The following is an 18,573-nucleotide window of genomic DNA, read 5'->3' on the forward strand; positions in this document are numbered from 1 at the left end:
ATGCACTAGTCACTAAACTCTAGCTGAGTTTCAGAATACTTGCACGGCGCATCATTGGCTCAGGACAAAACCCAACTCAAACACTGTGCCACTCGCATCACTGCTCACCCTGACCTGCCCGCCATGCAACAGCATGATTGACTGCACAATCGCCAGCCCCAGCCCACCGGAATCCCCAGGTTGCGCCCGTGAAGGGTCGACGCGATAGAAGCGGTCGAACACTTTGCCCAGATGTTCTGGCGCAATCGCCGGGCCGTGGTTGTGTACCTGCAACCAGCACACACCCGGCTCATCGCGGCGGCGCAGGCTGATCAGCGTGCCTTCATCGGCGTGACGCACCGCGTTGGCCAGCAGATTACCGAGGGCGCGTTGCAGCAGTTGCTGGTCGGCCAGCAGTTCGCCGTGCAGCCGGTTTTCCAGGCGCAACTGGCGATCATCGGCCAAGGCTTCGAAGTAATCGCACAGCTCGCTGCCGACGCTGTGCAGATCCAGGGTTTGCAAGTCGAGCGCGCGCTCCGCCTGTTCGGCGCGGGCAAGGAACATCAGGTTCTCGGCCATGCGTTTGAGGCGTTCGAACTCTTCCATGTTCGACGCCAGCAGCTCCTGATACTCCGCCGTGCTGCGCGGGTGATTCAGCGCCTGGCCGTTGCTGGCGAGCAAGGTGTGCAGCGGTGTGCGGATCTCGTGAGCCAGATCGGCAGAAAACTGCGACAGCCGCTGCACGCTGTCGTCCAGCCGCGCGAGCATGCCGTTGAGCGCCTGCACCGGTTCGAGCAGTTCGGCGGGGGTGCCACTGGCGGGCAGACGCTGGTCGAGGCTGCGCAGATCAATGCCGCGCACCGCCGCGCTTAACTGGCGCAACGGTTGCAGACCACGGCGCAGCAAAACCAGGCCCAGCGCGAACGCCAGCAACGCGCCAAGCCCGACGGCCAGGTACAGGCGCAAGCGATAACTGGCGAGCATCTGCTCACGCTCAGTGAGCACCTTGCCGGCGATCACCGTCAGCGGTTCGCCGTTCGGCCCTTGGGCGTCACCGGACAGCAGCGCCAGCTCGGCGCCGTCAGGCGCCTGCCAGGTCAGCACATCGCGACGCTGCGGCGTTTGCTCGCGTGCGATTGCGTTCAATGGCGGCAGCTCGCGCTGGCGCGGGTTGATCGCAATCACGTTCGAGCCATCGGCGCGCCGCACCAGCAGCAGGCTGTCGAGGTTACCGAGCATGTTCTGGTACAGCCGTGGCCGCGCCTGCAAGGCGCCGAGGCTGTCACTGTCGGCGAGCAAGGCGCGCACCTGCTCCAGACGACCGAGCAACGCCAAGTCATCCCGATAGGCGATCTCCGAGTCGAGCGAGCGGTAGAGAAACACACCGATCGCACTGAGCACCAACGCGCAAACCACGGCGAACGCCAGCGCCAGACGCCAGGCGATCGACCTAGACCGCATCGTCGGGCGCCTCCAACTGATAGCCGACCCCGCGCACGGTGTGGATCAGTTTCGGCATGTACGGGTCATCGACCTTGGCCCGCAGGCGGCGCACCGCGACTTCGACCATGTTGGTGTCGCTGTCGAAATTCAGGTTCCACACCTGCGAGGCGATCAGCGTGCGCGACAGCACTTCGCCCTGACGGCTGGCGAGCAATTGCAGCAAGGCAAATTCCTTGTTGGTCAGGGCAATGCGCTGGCCGCCGCGACTGACCCGACGCCGCAGCACGTCGATTTCCAGATCGGCGATGCTGTAGGACTCGGCCTCGCGCAGCGGCCCGCGGCGCAGCAGGGTGCGCACTCGCGCGAGCAATTCGGCGAAGGCGAAGGGTTTGAGCAGGTAATCATCGGCGCCCAGTTCGAGGCCGCGCACGCGGTCTTCGATGGCGTCCTTGGCGGTGAGGAACAGCACCGGCGTGGCGCCGCGCTGGCGGATCAGTTGCAGCAGCTGCCAGCCATTGAGGCCCGGCAGCATCACGTCGAGGATGATCAGGTCATATTCCTGCTGCTCGATGAAATAGCGCCCATCGAGACCATTGAGCGCCACGTCCACGGCAAAACCCGACTCGCCCAGGCCCTTGGCCAGGAAATTCGCGGTTTTGGCTTCATCTTCTACGACCAGCAAACGCATGGCACACCTCGATTGATCAGGCACACAGGCTAGGCGCCTTCGGCCCGATTGCCCATTACAAACTTGTAATCCGACTGACGGGGTTCTGACGAAGAGCGGCGGCTAAGGTGATGTCCTTCGCTTTCGGAGCCTGTTCATGACCGTCAAATACCTTGCAGCCAGCCTTGCCCTCGGCCTCAGCGCCAGCGCTTTCGCCAGCGCCGAGCTGCCACGCCACGCTGACCTCGATCTGAAAACCGCACGCCTGCTGGCCGACACCGCGTTGAGCAATTGCACCGCCACGGTATCGGTGCTCGACCGTGGCGGCAACTTGCTGGTAACCCTGCGCGGCGACGGCATCGGCCCGCACAACATCGCTGCCAGCCAGCGCAAAGCCTACACCGCGCTGTCGACGAAAACCCCGACCCGGCTGTTCGCCGAGCGCGCCCGCAGCAATCCGGAAACCGCCAACCTCAACACCCTCGATGAGCTGCTGTTGCTCGGCGGCGGGATCCCGTTATTCGCCGCTGATGAACTGGTCGGCGCCATGGGCGTGGCCGGTTCCGGCGGCGGCGAGCAGGACGAAAACTGTGCCATCAAGGCCGCCGAAAAGGCCGGCCTGACCATTACCCGTTCCCACTAAGGAGACTGACCATGACCACCCTGCGCATGACCTTCGCCGCACTCGGCCTGAGTGCCTTCTCCAGCCTGGCGCTGGCCGCCGGCAACCCGCTGAGCGTGCACGTGCTCAACCTGGAAAATGGCCTGCCCTCCCCGGGCGTCAACGTGACGCTGGAAAAACACGTCGGCCAGAACTGGCAGCCACTGGCCCAAGGCACCACCAACGAGCAGGGACGTATCGCGGAACTGTTCCCGGCCAAACAGCCTTTCGAGGCAGGCGAATACCGGGTGGTGTTCAAGACCGGCGAGTATTTCGAGAAGAACAAGCGCGAGACGTTTTTCCCGGAGATTCCGGTGATTTTCCAAGTGAAGCAGACTGACCAGCACTACCACATCCCGCTGCTGCTCAGCCCTTACGGTTTCTCGACCTATCGCGGCTCGTAAAAACAACAGCGATCATATGTGGGAGCGGGCTTGCTCGCGAAAGCGATGTGTCAGTGCATGATGTGCTGGCTGACACGACGCCTTCGCGAGCAAGCCCGCTCCCACAGGGATGGCAGTGTTCTTTAGAGTGTGGCCAGCGCGCGCAATCGCTCGGCATCGAGAATCTCGATCTCGCCATACCCCAACCCGATAATTCCCTGCCCCTGCAAATCCTTGAGGATCTGGTTAGTGGTCTGCCGTGACAGCGACAGCATCGACGCCAGCTGCTCCTGCGGCAGTTGCAGCACCCGGCGTGGCGCATCGATTTCACCGTAGCCCTCGGCGATCATCAGCAAGCGATGCGCCAGGCGTGCCGGGGCCGGCAGCAGGCTCAACTGTTCGAGATTGATAAAGGTCAGGCGCAGTTTGTGGCTCATCAGCAATGCCAGATGGCGCCAGTACACCGGCTGTTCGTCGAGGATTTTCAGCAGCGTGGCCTGCGGGATATTCAGCAGGCTGCACGGCCCGACCGCATACGCATCATGAGTGCGTGGCTGGCCGTCGAACAGGCAGATTTCGCCGAACCAGTGCGGCGCCTCCACCAGGCTCAGCAACGCCTCCTTGCCCTGCTCGCTCACCGCGCCGATTCGGATCGCGCCGTCGAGCACCGCGTACAGGCCGCAGGGCGGATCACCGCGCTGGAACAGGCGCTGCCCCGCCGTCAGCCGCCGCTCCCGGGCCGCCGCCAACAGACTATCCTGAAAGGATGCCGGCAGATGACTGAACCATTGCCCGGTCAGCAGCCGTGAACGCTTATCCATGATCACTCCCAATTGTCGCCTGCCTGACAGAGCGAACGCCGAACCCGAGGCATGCTGCACGCCCCCTACAGGAGGAACAACAATGAAAAGCCTCGTCGACCATCTCAGTCAATACGCCGCCTACCACCGCGACCCGCGCAACATCGCCAGCCACTTTATCGGCATTCCGCTGATCGTGGTGGCGGTGGCGGTGTTGCTGTCGCGACCAGAATGGTCACTGGGCGGCTTGTGGATCTCTCCGGCGGTGCTGCTAGCGCTGGCGTCGGCGTGGTTCTACCTGCGCCTGGAACTGAAGCTCGGCGTGCTGATGAGCCTGTTGATGGGCCTGTCGGTTTGGGCCGGGCATGCGCTGGCGCAGCAGAGCACCATGGTCTGGCTGAGCAGCGGGCTGGCGATGTTTGTGATTGGCTGGGTGATCCAGTTTGTCGGGCACCACTATGAGGGGCGCAAACCGGCGTTCGTCGATGACGTGAGCGGGCTGATTGTCGGGCCGCTGTTTGTCGTGGCCGAAGTGGCGTTCCTGCTCGGCATGCGGCATGAGTTGAAAGAGCAGATCGAGGCGCGGGTGGGGGCGGTGCGGGTCAATCCGAATCGCGCGGCTGTGTAGAGCGCTTTCGCGAGCAGGCTCGCTCCCACAATGGAATGTATTTCCCTGTGGGAGCGAGCCTGCTCGCGAAGCTTTTGATCTTAAAGACTGGCGACTTTCTGCCAGACCTTCGGCTTGAAGAACAGCGTTTCACCCTTGGCCAGTCCGATCAGGCTGTCGTGATCCTTCACCACTTCAGCCTCGATCAGATCGGTCTGCCCCTCCACCTTCAACGTCACCCGCGTGGTCGCGCCTAATGGGCGAATATCACGCACTTCAGCGGCGTGGTGATCTTCCAGTTCATGCTTGGACAACGACACTTCGTGCGGACGGAACAGCACATGGTTGTCGTCGCTGAGCAGCAAGCGGTTCGAGTCGCCGAGGAAGTGATAAACGAAATCGCTGGCCGGGTTTTCGTAGACGTCGCCCGGTGAGCCGATCTGCTCGATCACGCCTTTGTTCATCACCACGATGCGGTCGGCGACTTCCATCGCTTCTTCCTGGTCGTGGGTCACGAACACCGAGGTCAGGTTGATGTCTTCGTGCAGGCGTGCGAGCCAGCGGCGCAGTTCTTTACGCACCTTGGCGTCGAGAGCGCCGAACGGCTCGTCGAGCAGCAGCACTTTCGGTTCCACCGCCAAGGCACGGGCCAGGGCGATACGCTGACGCTGGCCGCCGGAGAGTTGCTCCGGGTAGCGATCCGACAGCCAGTCCAGCTGCACCATGTTCAGCAGTTCGTGGACCTTGGTCGCGATCTGGCTTTCGCTCGGGCGCTGGTTTTTCGGTTTCATGCGCAGGCCGAACGCGACGTTGTCGAATACCGTCATGTGCCGGAACAGCGCGTAGTGCTGGAACACGAAACCGACGTTGCGATCACGCACGTCGTGGCCGGAGACGTCTTCGCCGTGAAACACGATGTTGCCCCGATCCGGGGTTTCCAGGCCGGCGATGATCCGCAGCAGCGTTGTCTTGCCACAACCGGACGGGCCGAGCAGCGCCACCAGTTCACCGCTGTGGATGTCCAGGCTGATGTTGTCCAGCGCCTTGAACGCATTGAAATTCTTGCTGACGTTACGCACTTCGATCGACATGAATTATTCCTCCGCGGCGCTGGCGCGCAGGCGGTTGATACGGTTTTCGCTCCACTGCTTGAGCAGCAGGATGAAGAGCGCCAGGATCAGCAACAGGCTCGCCACAGCGAACGCGGCCACGTGGTTGTATTCGTTGTAGAGGATCTCGACGTGCAGCGGCAAGGTGTTGGTCACCCCGCGAATGTGCCCGGAGACCACCGACACCGCACCGAACTCACCCATGGCCCGCGCGGTACACAGCACCACGCCATAGATCAGGCCCCATTTGATGTTGGGGACGGTGACATGCCAGAACATCTGCCAGCCATTGGCGCCAAGCAGCCGCGCGGCTTCCTCTTCCTGCGTGCCTTGTTCCTGCATCAGCGGAATCAGTTCGCGGGCCACGAACGGCACGGTGACGAAGATCGTCGCCAGGACGATGCCCGGCAGGGCGAAGACGATCTGGATGTCATGATCCTGCAGCCAAGGCCCGAACAGGCCCTGAGCGCCGAACATCAGCACGTAGACCAGACCGGCGATCACCGGCGACACCGAGAACGGCAGGTCGATCAGCGTCACCAGCATGCTCTTGCCGCGGAACGAATATTTGCTCACGCACCATGCGGCGCTGACCCCGAACACCAGGTTCAGCGGCACCGAAATCAGCACGGCGATCACCGTGAGTTTCAGCGCCGACAAGGCGTCCGGTTCAAAGATCGCCGTGAAGAATGCGCCGAGGCCATTCTTCAAACCTTGCGACACCACGATGAACAGCGGCAGTACCAGAAACAGGAAAAAGATCAGCCAGCCGAGACCGATCAGCACGCGCCGCGAAGTAGCGCTGCCACGGCGGGCAGCGTTGGCCGAGGACGCGGCCGCAATAGACGATTGGGACATGGTTCGCGCCTCCTTATGGGGTTTCGATGCGCCGCTGCAGCAAGTTGATCAGCAGCAACAGGACGAAGGAAACCACCAGCATCAGCACGCCGATGGAAGTGGCGCCGGTGTAATCGTACTGGTCGAGTTTGACCATGATCAGCAGCGGCAGGATCTCGGTTTTCATCGGCATGTTGCCAGCGATGAAAATCACCGAGCCGTACTCACCGACACCGCGGGCAAACGCCAGGGCAAAACCGGTCAGCCAGGCGGGCAACAGCGCTGGCAGCAGGATATGGCGGAACACCTGCAAAGGTTTCGCGCCAAGGCAGGCGGCGGCTTCTTCGACTTCACGCGGGATGTCAGCCAGTACCGGCTGCACCGTGCGCACCACGAACGGCAGGGTGACGAAAGTCAGCGCCAGGGTGATGCCCAACGGGGTGTAGGCGATCTTGAAACCAAGGTCGGCGGCGAACTGACCGACCAGACCGGTCGGGGTGTACAGCGCGGTCAGGGCGATACCGGCCACCGCCGTCGGCAGGGCGAACGGCAGGTCGATCATCGCGTCGATCACCTTGCGCCCGGGGAAGGTGTAGCGCACCAGCACCCAGGCCAATAGCGTACCGATGATGCCGTTGATGATCGCTGCACACAGCGCGGTACCGAAGCTCAGCTTCAACGCTGCCAGCACGCGTGGCGCGGTGATGATCGTCCAGAACTGATCCCAGGTGAGTTGGGCGGCGTGGACGAACATCGCCGCCAGCGGGATAAGCACAATCAGGCTGAGGTACACCAAGGTGTAGCCCAGCGTCAGCCCGAAGCCGGGTATGACGGGGGAGATACGACGCGACATAAAAGTCCCTGGTTGAAAACGCATCAATGTGGGAGCGAGCCTGCTCGCGAAGAGGGAGTATCAGTCAACATCCCTGTCGCCTGAAATACCGCCTTCGCGAGCAGGCTCGCTCCCACATGTTTTGTGCCTGAACTTCAGGCTCGTTTCGAGTGAGATTACTGCGCCTGATAGATCTGGTCGAACACGCCACCGTCGTTGAAGAATTTCGGCTGGGCGGATTTCCAACCGCCGAAGTCCTTGTCGATGGTCACCAGCTCCAGTTTCGGGAACTGCTGGGCGTACTTCGCCGCCACGTCCTTGTCACGCGGGCGGTAGAAGTTCTTCGCGGCGATCTCCTGACCGGCCGGGCTGTACAGGTGCTTCAAGTAGGCTTCGGCGATCTGCTCGTTGCCCTTCTTCTCGGCGTTCTTGTCGACCACCGCCACCGGTGGTTCGGCAAGGATCGACAACGACGGCACAACGATGTCGAACTTGTCAGCGCCGCCGTCTTCTTTCAACGCCAGAAACGCTTCGTTTTCCCAGGCCAGCAACACGTCACCCTGACCGTTGTTGACGAAGGTGATGGTCGAGCCGCGAGCACCGGTGTCCAATACCGGCACGTGCTTGAACAGGGTCTGTACGTATTCTTTGGCTTTTTCTTCGCTGCCGCCGTTGGCTTTCAGGCCATAGGCCCACGCGGCGAGAAAGTTCCAGCGTGCACCACCGGAGGTTTTCGGGTTCGGGGTGATCACCGAAACGTCGTTCTTGACCAGATCGCCCCAGTCCTTGATGCCTTTCGGGTTGCCCTTGCGCACCAGGAACACGATGGTCGAGGTGTACGGGGTGCTGGCGTCCGGCAGACGCTTCTGCCAGTCGGCCGGCAGGGTCTTGCCGAGCTTGGCGATTTCGTCGATGTCGCCGGCCAGGGCCAGGGTCACGACGTCGGCGCGCAGACCGTCGATCACCGCGCGGCCCTGCTTGCCCGAACCGCCGTGGGATTGCTGGATTTTCACGGTGTCGCCGGCATGATCCTTCTGCCAGAACTTGATGAATTCGGCGTTGTAGTCCTGATACAGCTCGCGCGTCGGGTCGTACGACACATTGAGCAGTTCGTAATCCTTGGCAACCGCGGAACCGGCAAACACAGCACTGGCCAGCGCGGCCAAAGCGTAACGGCGAATCGACGACATGGTGAAAGCTCCTGGAATTCTTGGTGGTGGCTTTTTCTTATGTGTTGCTGGAATCGGGTTGCTCATTCAAAGATCGCCGCCTGCGCCAGCGCTTGCGCACAGCCCCCTGCAAAAGCTGGCGCAGGCTGCGATCTTTTTCAGCTCGGCTTGTTACCCGGCTGCTGCAAACGGAATTTCTCTTTGCGTTCGATCTGCACGACCTGGGCGTTGTGCACAGTGATCTCCACCGCGCCAAACCGCAGATCGCGCAGGGCGCTCTGGATTTCACGCAAGATGGTGGTTTCGTCCTGACCGTCAACGCTGCGAAGGGATGCGCTCATGGTGCTGCTCCTTTGAATGGGATGTGCCTGGCAGTGGGCGGCACTGCGTTCGGCGTGGGAGCAATATAAGAGAGGCGCAGATATTCTTAAAAAGACTATTTAAGAATGTTTATATAACTAGAAAACATTATCTGACGGGGCAAGGGTTTGCGCGGTGTTCCCGCAACAAAAGAACACTGCAACCCCTGTGGCGAGGGAGCTTGCTCCCGCTCGAGTGCGAAGCACTCGCCGTTTTTTTGGGCCTGCTACGCAGTCCAGCGGGAGCAAGCTCCCTCGCCACAGAATCGGATTCAACCGATAAACGGTGCGCGCACCCAATCAATTTCCCCGGCCGGCACCGGCCGCCCAAACCAGTAGCCCTGCCCCAGATCGCATTCCTGCTCCAGCAGAAATGCCGCCTGTTCGGCCTGTTCGATCCCCTCGGCATGCACCTGCATGCCCATGCTGCGTGCCAGGGCGACGATCACGCGAACGATGGCTGCGTCGTCCTCGTCCCACGGCAGACCGGCGACAAAACCCTGATCGATCTTGAGCTTCTGCACCGGCAAGCGCTTGAGCCGCAACAACGACGAGTACCCGGTGCCAAAGTCATCGATGGCCAAGCGAATGCCCAATTCACGCAAGCGATGCATCTGCTCCAGCGCCACTTCCGGGTCATCCATCACCGCGCTTTCGGTGACTTCCAGCTCCAGATACGCCGGATCCAGCCCGGTCTCGTGCAGCACCTGCGCCACCTGTTGATACAGCTCACGCCGGGCAAACAAGCGCGACGACACGTTCACGGCGACAAACGACAACTTAATCCCGGCCTGCTGCCACTGGCACATCTGCAAACACGCCTGGCGCATCACCCAGGCGTCGATTTCGGCGATCAGCCCGGTGCGTTCGGCAATCGGAATGAATTCCGCCGGCGACACCAGCCCGCGCTGCGGATGCTGCCAGCGCACCAGCGCTTCGACGCCGATCAGGCGACTGCTGCGCAAATCGTGAACCGGTTGGTAATAGACCCGCAGCTCCTGTTGCTCCAGCGCGCGGCGCAGTTCGAAGGCGATCTCGACCCGTTGCTGCGCATGCGCGGTCAGCTCTTCGGTGTACAACGCGTAACCATTGCGCCCACTGCTCTTGGCCTTGAACAGCGCGGCGTCGGCATTGCGCAGCAATTGATCGGCACTCAATGCATCACTGGGGAACAGGCTGATACCGATACTGGCGTTGATGAACAGCTGATGCCGCTCGATGCTGAACGGTTCCTTCAGCGCATCGAGAATGCGCTGGGCCAGCGCCGCTGCCTGAACCAGTTGTGGACAACTTTCCGCCAGCACCGCGAATTCGTCACCGCCGAGCCGTGCCAGGGTAATCCCGGGGCCGAACAGGTCCTGCAGGCGCGCCGCCACCGCTTTGAGCAGGCGATCGCCGACGTTGTGCCCGAGGCTGTCGTTGATCATCTTGAAGTGATCCAGATCGATCATCAGCAGGGCGCAGCCACGCTTGTGGATCTGCGCCGAGGCCAGCGCCTGCTCGGCGCGGTCGCTGAACAACAGGCGATTGGGCAGGTCGGTCAGCGGATCGTGGTGGGCAAGGTGCTTGAGTTCGTGTTCGGAGTCCTTGATCGCACTGATGTCGGAAAATACCGCCACGTAGTGACTGAGCCGGCCCTGATCATCGTGAATCACGCGGATGGTCTGCCACTGTGGATAAATCTCGCCGCTCTTGCGCCGGTTCCAGATCTCACCGCTCCATTCGCCCTCGCTCTCCAGCGTGGCGAACATCGCCTGGTAAAAGCCCGGCGGATGGTGGCCGGACTTGAACAGGCTTGGCTGATGGCCGAGAACTTCGTCGTACTGGTAGCCGGTGATTTCCATGAACGCACGGTTGACGTGCACGATCAGGCCCTGACGGTTGGTGACCAGCACCCCTTCGCGGGTGCAATCGAACACGGCTGCCGCCTGACGCAAGCGTTCACGGTCAGACTGACGCTCGCGTAGCCGCGCACCAATGCCGAGAAATTCGCACAATCTGGCCCGTGCCAGGAAAATCAGGCCAGCGCTGACGGCAGCCCAGACGTAACCGTTGATCAGTTGCCATCGCTGCAGATCGACAGACTCATCAAAGAAACTGTTCAATAAGTAACCAGTTCCCTGCAGCCAGACCACGGCAAGCAACAGGTAAAGCAGCGCTGCACGCAAGGCATCGCGGTAAGTGGCAGGCATTCGGCTGTCCATGTCCCTACAAAAAAGGTTGGAATTATAGGTCAAGAAACATCCAGCGACTCTTATCTGAAAGGGCGACTGGTTTTATCTGTGTGCTTGGTGATAATGCAACGGCTGTTTTTATCTTTATCGAGGGCCCTATAGCCTATGTGGTACGAAGGTTTTCTTGGCTTGTCGGCCTGGTCTCTGGTCGCGGTCACCCTGCTGATGACCCACGTGACAATTGTCGCCGTCACGGTCTATCTGCACCGTTACTCGGCCCATCGCTCGCTCGAGCTGAATGCCGGCCTGAAACACTTTTTCCGTTTCTGGCTGTGGCTGACCACGGCGCAGAACACCCGCGAGTGGACTGCCATCCACCGCAAACACCACGCCAAATGCGAAACCGAAGATGACCCGCACAGCCCGGTCATCAAGGGTCTGTCCACCGTGCTGCGCAAAGGCGCCGAGCTGTATCGCGCCGAAGCCGAGAACCCGGAGACCCTGCGCATCTACGGCAAGAACTGCCCCGAAGACTGGATCGAGCGCAACCTCTACAGCCGCTACCCGTTGCTGGGCGTGGCGATCATGGGCGTCATCGACCTGCTGCTGTTCGGCACCATCGGCATCACCATCTGGGCGATCCAGATGATGTGGATCCCGGTCTGGGCGGCCGGCGTGGTCAACGGTCTGGGTCACGCCATCGGCTACCGCAACTTCGAATGCCGCGACGCGGCGACCAATCTGGTGCCGTGGGGCATCCTGATCGGCGGCGAAGAACTGCACAACAACCATCACACCTACCCCAACTCGGCCAAGCTGTCGGTGAAGAAGTGGGAGTTCGACCTCGGCTGGGCGTGGATCAAGGTCTTCAGCTTCTTCGGTCTGGCCAAGGTGCAGCGTGTGGCACCGATTGCCCACCGCGTCGAAGGCAAGGGCCATCTGGACATGGATACCGCCATGGCGATCCTCAACAACCGCTTCCAGATCATGGCCCAGTACCGCAAATTGGTGATCGGCCCGCTGGTCAAGCAGGAGCTGGACAAGGTCGATCATTCGGTACGCCATCAATTCCATCGGGCCAAGCGCCTGCTGTCGCGGGAAACCAGCCTGCTGGAAGACCGTCATCACTTGCGCATCCAGAACATGCTCGAGCACAGCCAGGCGCTGAAGGTCATTTACGAAAAACGCCTGGCCCTGCAGCAGATCTGGGTCAAGACCAGCGCCAATGGCCACGACATGCTCGCCGCCATCAAGGAATGGGTGCACGAGGCCGAAGCCAGCGGCATCCAGTCCCTGCGTGAATTCGCCGACCAGCTGAAAACCTACTCGCTGCGCCCCGCCGCAGCCTGACCGCCATGAACGAATCCCCTGTGGCGAGGGGATTCATCCCCGATCGGTAGCGCAGCTACCGCAAATTTGTCGACGCGTTCTCATTGCTGAAACGCGTCATCTCTACCGCCCGGCGGGAGCAGGCTCCCTCTCTACAAAAGCGCGGAACTTAGCACCGAAAGCCCTATCTCAAAGACACTTCGCCACCCCGGCGGGCTGTACTGTGGCCGTTGTCGAAATTGCGGCACACCTTTTGAGAAATGTGCCGATGGTCAACAACAATCAAAAAGACTCATCCCTTGCGCAATGGCCCGAGGCCGCGCAAACCCTGATGGCGCTGATGCACGCTCAAGGCGAAGTCGCCCGGCTGAGCGAGCGCGAACAACTGTTCAGTTCATTACTGGTGAGCGTCAACGCGGTGCTCTGGGCGTTCAATTGGGAAAACCGTCAGGTGCTGTATGTCAGCCCTGCCTACGAGCGGATTTTCGGTCGCTCCGCAGGCCTGTTGCTGGCCGACTACAACCAGTGGCGCGACAGCATCTACCCCGACGACCTGGATTACGCCGAACGCAGCCTTGCCGAAGTGCTGCACAAGGGGGCGGTGGAAGACCGCGAGTACCGGATCATCGCCGCCGACGGTCAGGTGCGCTGGCTCAGCGACAAGTGCTTCATCAACCGTCAGGACGAACCCGGGCAACCGGTGATCATCGTCGGCATCGCCGAAGACATCACCGACAAGAAGCACATGGAAACCGAACTGCATCGCCTGGCGACCACCGACGTACTGACCCAGAGCAGCAACCGCCGCCATTTCTTCGAATGCGCCAACCGCGAGTTCGAAGAGGCGCGCCTGCAAGGTGCACCACTGGCCTTCCTGCTGCTGGACATCGATGACTTCAAGCTGATCAACGACAGCTACGGCCACCCGGAGGGTGACAACGTGCTGCAACGGATTGCCGAATGCGGACGTGGGTCGTTACGCCGGGGCGATCTGTTCGGGCGCATTGGCGGCGAGGAGTTCGCTGCGGTGTTTCCCGGTTGCGCACCGGACATGGCGCTGCAAGTGGCCGAGCGGCTGCAGCAGGAGATTCAGCGCCTGAGTTTCAACCACGAGGGGCAGACATTCGGCATCACCGTCAGTCAGGGCCTGACCAGCCTCAGGGATGGCGACGACAGTCTCGAAAGCCTGTTCGCCAGAGCGGATGCGGCCATGTACGAGGCAAAACGGCAGGGCAAGAACCGGATCATTTCTGCCTGATCCAGAATTTCAGCCACCCGAATATCCAATGTGGGAGCGGGCTTGCTCGCGAAGGCGGTAGGTCATTCAGCATTTATGTTGGCTGATACACCGCCTTCGCGAGCAAGCCCGCTCCCACAGGGTTTTGTGAAAAGTCAGATTACTTACGCATCCGCATCAATTCCGGCAGCCCGATCTTCAGCAGCCGCGCCGTACGACTCCTGGCCAGCTCCTCAATGCCCTCATGCTCGGTCAGACGGGCCATCTGCGCCGCCATGTTCATCACCAACGCTTCCCGGGAATAGACCCCGCCACCGAGCTGGTAGACCGACGCAATCAACTCGCGCAGCTCCAGCGGCAGGCGCCAGCGTGTCCGCAGCGCCGAACCGTAGGCCGCGCCAAACTCCGCCAGCGCGTCACCGACTTCCTCCCACTCATCCAGCTCGCCGCCAGCCTGCTTCCACTCCTGCAAACAGCGCAGCAACGCCAGGTCACCGAGACGATGCAGCATGCCCGCGCAGTAGCAGCGCTCCTGATCCAGATCGAGCAGGCGCGCCAGGGTGCGGGCGTATTCCGCCGTGTGCAGCGACAGCCCCCAATAGCGCTCGGCGTAGTCCGCCAGGCACGGATCACTGAGTCTGGCGCTGCGCTTGAGCGCCAGGCCGAGGATCAGGTTCATGCTCTGCCCGGTGCCGAGGCGATGCAGCGCCTGCGCCAGGGTCTGCACCGCCGCGCCATGATGCTGCGCCGCGCTGTTGGCGGCCGCGATCAGCACGGCGGTGATCTGCGGATCGGTACGGATCTCTTCTTCCAGAAGCTTCAGGTCGAGGCCATTGGGGTTGAGGCTGCGTTTGACCGCCACTTGCACATCGGTCATCAATGGCGCGCCGTCGGCCTGCTCGCGACGCCGCTCAAGGAACACCGACAAGGTCATGCCCGGCGCCAGCGTCGGCACTTCGCAGAACACCTCTTCACCCGCATTCAGCAGCAAACCCTGCAGCCGCTCGGTCAGACTTTCCATGTTCAGCGGTTTGGTCAGATAGGCCGTCGGGGCCAACGGGATGGCTTCGCGCACGCTGGCGCTGTCGTTGCGACTGCTCATCAGAATGAACGGCAGCGGCGGATTGCGTTTGCGCTGGCGCACGCTGCGCAGCACGCTCAAACCATCAATGCCCGGCAACTCCCAATCGACAATGGCCAGGTCATAAGGCACTTCGCTGAGTAACGACATGGCTTGCTGGCCATCGGCACACAAGTCCAGCCGCGCATCACAGCGCACGTTGAGCAACACTTGTTTAAGCAGGTCACGAGACCACGGATCGGCCTCGGCAATCAGCACTCGGGGTACGGCGGGTAAATCAACGGCGGTCATGCGCGCTCTCCCTTGCAATGCCTGAACCTTAGCCAATGCTGGCCTATCGATACAGCGCAAAAGGGTTTCCGAGGCATAAAAAAACCCGCCGAAGCGGGTTTTTCTCGACCAGATCACACAGTGCCCGGAATTACAGCTCCGAGAAGCACTCTTCGATGATCGCCAGACCTTTGTCCAGTTGCTCGTCCGGCGAGGTCAGCGGTACGAGAACGCGCAGCACGTTGCCGTAGGTGCCGCAGGACAGCAGGATCAGGCCCTTGTCGCGCGCCTTGGCTACGACAGCCGCAACGGCGGTCGGGTTTGGCTTGTGGCTGTCGCCGTTTTCGAACAGCTCGACCGCGATCATCGCGCCCAGCGCACGCACTTCGCCGATCACCGGGTACTTGGCCTGGATGGCCTTCAAACCGGTTACCAGACGCTCGCCGACAGCCTTGCAGCGGTCCAGCAGTTGCTCTTCTTCGAACACTTCCATCACGGCCAGCGCCGCCGCGCAAGCGATCGGGCTACCGGCGTAGGTGCCGCCCAGGCCGCCTGGAGCGATGGCGTCCATGTATTCGGCCTTGCCGCAGACACCGGCGAGCGGGAAGCCGCCAGCGATGGATTTGGCGAAAGTGGTCAGGTCGGCAGCAACGCCCATCTGTTCCATGGCGAAGAAGGTCCCGGTACGGCCAGCGCCGGTCTGCACTTCGTCAGCGATCAGCAGGATGCCGTGCTGGTCGCACAGGGCACGCAGACGCTTCATGAATTCTTTCGGCGCGACGTAGAAACCACCTTCACCCTGCACCGGCTCGATGATGATCGCGGCGATGTCTTTCGGCTCGGCGTCGTTCTTGAAGATGCGTTCGATGGAAGCGATCGAGTCGTCGATGCTTACACCGTGCAGTTCGTTCGGGTACAGCGCGCGGAAGATGCCGCCTGGCATCAGGCCCATGCCGGCCGAGTAAGGCACGACCTTGCCGGTCAGGCCCAGGGTCATCATGGTGCGACCGTGGTAAGCACCGGTGAAGGCGATCACGCCGGCACGGCCAGTGGCGGCACGGGCGATTTTCACGGCATTTTCCACGGCTTCGGAACCGGTGGTCACCAGCAGGGTTTTCTTGGCGAAATCACCTGGCACCTTGGCGTTGATCTTTTCGCACAGCTCAACGTACGGCTCGTAGGCCAGCACCTGGAAGCAGGTGTGGGTCAGCTTGTTCAGCTGTTCGGTCACGGCGGCGATGATTTTCGGGTGCACGTGGCCGGTGTTCAGCACAGCGATACCGCCGGCGAAGTCGATGAATTCACGACCTTCAACGTCAGTCACGGTAGCGTTCTTTGCCGATTCAGCGAAGATCGGGTGAATCTGGCCAACACCACGTGGAACAGCTGCGGTACGACGGGCCATCAGTTCAGCGTTAGTCTTGCTCATTACAGTCCTCATTCACCGCTCATCGGGCGGCGTGGTTCAAGGATTAAGCGGGAGGAATCGGCGGTGGCAGCATGCGATGATCGACTGCCACGGCGTTCCCGGCCGCAGAGAAAATTCCGGTTTGAAACGACGCAAAGGGACAGCGCTCTCGTGCCCTTTGCGTTTACAGCGATCTTCTACCGAGGCTTAGATGCCAAGGCAGAGGTATTTGATTTCCAGGTAATCTTCGATGCCGTACTTGGAGCCCTCACGGCCCAGGCCCGAGGCCTTGATGCCGCCAAACGGCGCGACTTCGTTGGAGATCAGCCCGGTGTTGACGCCGACCATGCCGTATTCCAGGGCTTCCGCTACACGGAACACACGACCGAGGTCACGAGCGTAGAAGTAGGACGCCAGACCGAACTCGGTGTCGTTGGACATGGCGATCACTTCGGCTTCGTCTTTGAAGCGGAACAGCGGCGCCAGCGGGCCGAAGGTTTCTTCCTTGGCCACCGCCGCGTCTTTCGGCACGTTGGTCAGGATGGTTGGCTCGAAGAAGTTGCCTTCCATCGGCTTGCCACCGGCCAGCACGGTGGCGCCTTTGGCCACGGCGTCAGCGATATGCTCTTGCACCTTGGCCACGGCTTTTTCGTCGATCAGCGGGCCAGTGGTGGTGCCTTCTTCCAGACCGTTGCCGATCTTCAGCTTGGCCACCGCCACTTTCAGCTTCTCGGCGAACGCGTCGTAGACCGAATCCTGAATGTACAGACGGTTGGCGCAGACGCAGGTCTGGCCATTGTTGCGGTATTTGGAAATGATCGCGCCTTCGACGGCCTTATCCAGGTCCGCGTCGTCGAACACGATGAACGGCGCGTTGCCGCCCAGTTCCAGCGAGACTTTCTTGATGTCCTTGGCGCATTCGGACATCAGCTGACGGCCGATTTCGGTCGAGCCGGTGAAGGACAGCTTGCGCACGATCGGGTTGCTGGTCAGTTCGCTGCCGATGTCGCCGGCGCTGCCGGAGACCACGCTGAACACACCTTTAGGGATGCCGGCGCGCTGCGCCAGTTCAGCCAGTGCGAAGGCGGAGAATGGGGTTTGCGACGCAGGCTTGAGCACCATGGTGCAACCGGCGGCCAGCGCAGGGCCGGCTTTACGGGTGATCATCGCCGCCGGGAAGTTCCACGGGGTGATCGCTGCAGTCACACCGATCGGCTGCTTGATCACGATCAGGCGCTTGTCCGGCTGGTGGCCCGGGATCACGTCGCCGTAGATGCGCTTGGCTTCTTCGGCGAACCACTCGATGAACGAAGCGGCGTAAACGATTTCGCCCTTGGCTTCGGCCAGCGGCTTGCCCTGCTCGAGGGTCATCAGACGCGCGAGGTCGTCCTGGTTCTCGATCATCAGTTCGAACCAGCGACGCAGCTTGCCTGCACGCTCCTTGGCGGTCAGTGCACGCCAGGCCGGCAGCGCTTTGTCAGCGGCTTCGATGGCACGGCGGGTTTCGGCGGCGCCCATTTTCGGCACGGTGCCGAGAATTTCGCCGGTGGCCGGGTTGTTGACCTTGATCGTCTGACCGTTGTCCGCATCGACCCAAGCGCCATCAATGAAGGCTTGCTGGCGGAACAACTGGGTATCTTTAAGCTGCATGTCGGCTTTCCTTAACAGCACCGCGGCCTGCGCGGAGCAAAATTATGATTGTAGAAAGGCGCCTCGCAAGGCTGCCGTCAGGGAAATCATCTACCGGGTGAGGCGCAGCGATCGTGCGTTATTCACAGCATCTGCGCATCCACACCCCGTCAAAGAGCGTTTGAAATCTCAAACGGATCGTAGGAGCAAAGGGGGTAAAGGACAATAGGTCGTTCGAAAAAAAGAACAAAAACCCAGCGTTTGCTGGTTTTTTCAGATCAACGAGCAAAAAGCCCCGGCCGCAGCCAAACCATAGATCAGCCAGGAAAAAGCGCCAAGCGAGGGTTTTGCAGGACGTTACAGCTTTAAGGAATGCAGCGATTCTACGGACACGCGCACTGACAAAACCCGCCAAAACCCGGCATGGACGCCCCGAGCCGACCTAGGTATGATGTCGCCCGCTGCACCAGTAGCTCAGCTGGATAGAGTACTGCCCTCCGAAGGCAGGGGTCGTGGGTTCGAATCCCGCCTGGTGCGCCATGAATTGAAACGAGAAAGCCCCGGACTGTGATGGTCCGGGGCTTTTTTGTGGCTGAGAT

The 18,573-nt window shown here is 61.3% G+C and carries 17 protein-coding genes and 1 tRNA gene; 6 read left to right on the forward strand and 12 right to left on the reverse strand.

The window, feature by feature from the left end; all coding sequences use genetic code 11:
- Positions 1 to 51: 51 nt before the first annotated feature.
- Together LVD08_RS14045 and LVD08_RS14050 are read right to left on the reverse strand one after the other, a co-directional pair.
- Complete coding sequence (locus tag LVD08_RS14045; RefSeq protein ID WP_247268428.1) at positions 52 to 1,440, reverse strand: heavy metal sensor histidine kinase; 1,389 nt, start codon at positions 1,438 to 1,440, stop codon at positions 52 to 54.
- Positions 1,430 to 2,110, reverse strand: coding sequence for a heavy metal response regulator transcription factor (locus LVD08_RS14050; protein WP_027611153.1), 681 nt, complete (start codon positions 2,108 to 2,110; stop codon positions 1,430 to 1,432). The genes LVD08_RS14045 and LVD08_RS14050 overlap by 11 nt, the downstream gene beginning before the upstream one ends.
- A 136-nt stretch (positions 2,111 to 2,246) precedes the next feature.
- Here LVD08_RS14050 and LVD08_RS14055 point away from each other — a divergent pair, with 136 nt between their 5' ends.
- The gene (locus tag LVD08_RS14055) at positions 2,247 to 2,732 is read left to right on the forward strand and encodes a GlcG/HbpS family heme-binding protein (protein ID WP_247268429.1); all 486 of its coding nucleotides are present in this window, start codon (positions 2,247 to 2,249) and stop codon (positions 2,730 to 2,732) included.
- An 11-nt stretch (positions 2,733 to 2,743) separates the two neighbouring features.
- The gene (gene uraH, locus LVD08_RS14060) at positions 2,744 to 3,154 is read left to right on the forward strand and encodes a hydroxyisourate hydrolase (protein ID WP_097086822.1); all 411 of its coding nucleotides are present in this window, start codon (positions 2,744 to 2,746) and stop codon (positions 3,152 to 3,154) included.
- A 122-nt stretch (positions 3,155 to 3,276) separates the two neighbouring features.
- Here uraH and LVD08_RS14065 read toward each other — a convergent pair whose 3' ends face one another.
- On the reverse strand, positions 3,277 to 3,954 hold the full coding sequence (locus tag LVD08_RS14065) for a Crp/Fnr family transcriptional regulator (RefSeq protein WP_247268430.1): 678 nt from the start codon (positions 3,952 to 3,954) through the stop codon (positions 3,277 to 3,279).
- Between the two features lie 82 nt (positions 3,955 to 4,036).
- Here LVD08_RS14065 and LVD08_RS14070 point away from each other — a divergent pair, with 82 nt between their 5' ends.
- Positions 4,037 to 4,561, forward strand: a complete 525-nt coding sequence (locus tag LVD08_RS14070) for an Mpo1 family 2-hydroxy fatty acid dioxygenase (protein ID WP_247268431.1) — start codon at positions 4,037 to 4,039, stop codon at positions 4,559 to 4,561.
- 80 nt (positions 4,562 to 4,641) lie between these two features.
- Here the strand turns inward: LVD08_RS14070 and LVD08_RS14075 are convergent, their stop codons facing one another.
- The 6 genes from LVD08_RS14075 to dibA all read right to left on the reverse strand — a co-directional run bounded on the left by LVD08_RS14075 (position 4,642) and on the right by dibA (position 11,038).
- Positions 4,642 to 5,631: a sulfate/molybdate ABC transporter ATP-binding protein gene (locus tag LVD08_RS14075; RefSeq protein WP_247268432.1), complete on the reverse strand. Its 990-nt coding sequence runs from the start codon at positions 5,629 to 5,631 to the stop codon at positions 4,642 to 4,644.
- Between the two features lie 3 nt (positions 5,632 to 5,634).
- On the reverse strand, positions 5,635 to 6,507 hold the full coding sequence (gene cysW / locus LVD08_RS14080; RefSeq protein ID WP_003220512.1) for a sulfate ABC transporter permease subunit CysW: 873 nt from the start codon (positions 6,505 to 6,507) through the stop codon (positions 5,635 to 5,637).
- A 13-nt stretch (positions 6,508 to 6,520) separates the two neighbouring features.
- Positions 6,521 to 7,339 (reverse strand): sulfate ABC transporter permease subunit CysT, encoded by an 819-nt coding sequence (gene cysT / locus LVD08_RS14085; protein WP_027611147.1) that lies wholly within the window; start codon positions 7,337 to 7,339, stop codon positions 6,521 to 6,523.
- Between the two features lie 155 nt (positions 7,340 to 7,494).
- On the reverse strand, positions 7,495 to 8,508 hold the full coding sequence (locus LVD08_RS14090; protein WP_027611146.1) for a sulfate ABC transporter substrate-binding protein: 1,014 nt from the start codon (positions 8,506 to 8,508) through the stop codon (positions 7,495 to 7,497).
- A 137-nt stretch (positions 8,509 to 8,645) separates the two neighbouring features.
- Positions 8,646 to 8,828 (reverse strand): sulfur starvation response protein OscA, encoded by a 183-nt coding sequence (oscA, locus tag LVD08_RS14095; protein WP_003220508.1) that lies wholly within the window; start codon positions 8,826 to 8,828, stop codon positions 8,646 to 8,648.
- A gap of 290 nt (positions 8,829 to 9,118) precedes the next feature.
- Positions 9,119 to 11,038: a phosphodiesterase DibA gene (dibA, locus tag LVD08_RS14100; RefSeq protein WP_247268433.1), complete on the reverse strand. Its 1,920-nt coding sequence runs from the start codon at positions 11,036 to 11,038 to the stop codon at positions 9,119 to 9,121.
- A 147-nt stretch (positions 11,039 to 11,185) separates the two neighbouring features.
- Here dibA and desA point away from each other — a divergent pair, with 147 nt between their 5' ends.
- Complete coding sequence (desA, locus tag LVD08_RS14105; RefSeq protein WP_027611144.1) at positions 11,186 to 12,370, forward strand: delta-9 fatty acid desaturase DesA; 1,185 nt, start codon at positions 11,186 to 11,188, stop codon at positions 12,368 to 12,370.
- A gap of 247 nt (positions 12,371 to 12,617) precedes the next feature.
- On the forward strand, positions 12,618 to 13,607 hold the full coding sequence (locus LVD08_RS14110; RefSeq protein ID WP_247268434.1) for a GGDEF domain-containing protein: 990 nt from the start codon (positions 12,618 to 12,620) through the stop codon (positions 13,605 to 13,607).
- Positions 13,608 to 13,746: 139 nt separating this feature from the next.
- On the opposite strand, the gene LVD08_RS14115 is transcribed toward LVD08_RS14110, so the two are convergent.
- The 3 genes from LVD08_RS14115 to gabD form a co-directional block, all read right to left on the reverse strand.
- Positions 13,747 to 14,958, reverse strand: a complete 1,212-nt coding sequence (locus LVD08_RS14115; protein WP_247268435.1) for a response regulator — start codon at positions 14,956 to 14,958, stop codon at positions 13,747 to 13,749.
- Positions 14,959 to 15,088: 130 nt separating this feature from the next.
- Positions 15,089 to 16,366, reverse strand: coding sequence for a 4-aminobutyrate--2-oxoglutarate transaminase (gabT, locus tag LVD08_RS14120; RefSeq protein ID WP_003220503.1), 1,278 nt, complete (start codon positions 16,364 to 16,366; stop codon positions 15,089 to 15,091).
- A gap of 186 nt (positions 16,367 to 16,552) precedes the next feature.
- Positions 16,553 to 17,995 carry an NADP-dependent succinate-semialdehyde dehydrogenase gene (gene gabD / locus LVD08_RS14125; RefSeq protein WP_007963502.1) on the reverse strand — a complete coding sequence of 481 codons (1,443 nt, stop codon included), beginning with the start codon at positions 17,993 to 17,995 and terminating at the stop codon, positions 16,553 to 16,555.
- 442 nt (positions 17,996 to 18,437) lie between these two features.
- On the opposite strand from gabD, the gene LVD08_RS14130 reads away from it, so the two are divergent.
- Positions 18,438 to 18,514: transfer RNA gene (locus LVD08_RS14130), tRNA-Arg, on the forward strand.
- Positions 18,515 to 18,573 lie beyond the last annotated feature (59 nt).

The organism is Pseudomonas sp. YL2, assembly GCF_023063025.1.
Taxonomy (GTDB): domain Bacteria; phylum Pseudomonadota; class Gammaproteobacteria; order Pseudomonadales; family Pseudomonadaceae; genus Aquipseudomonas; species Aquipseudomonas putida_A.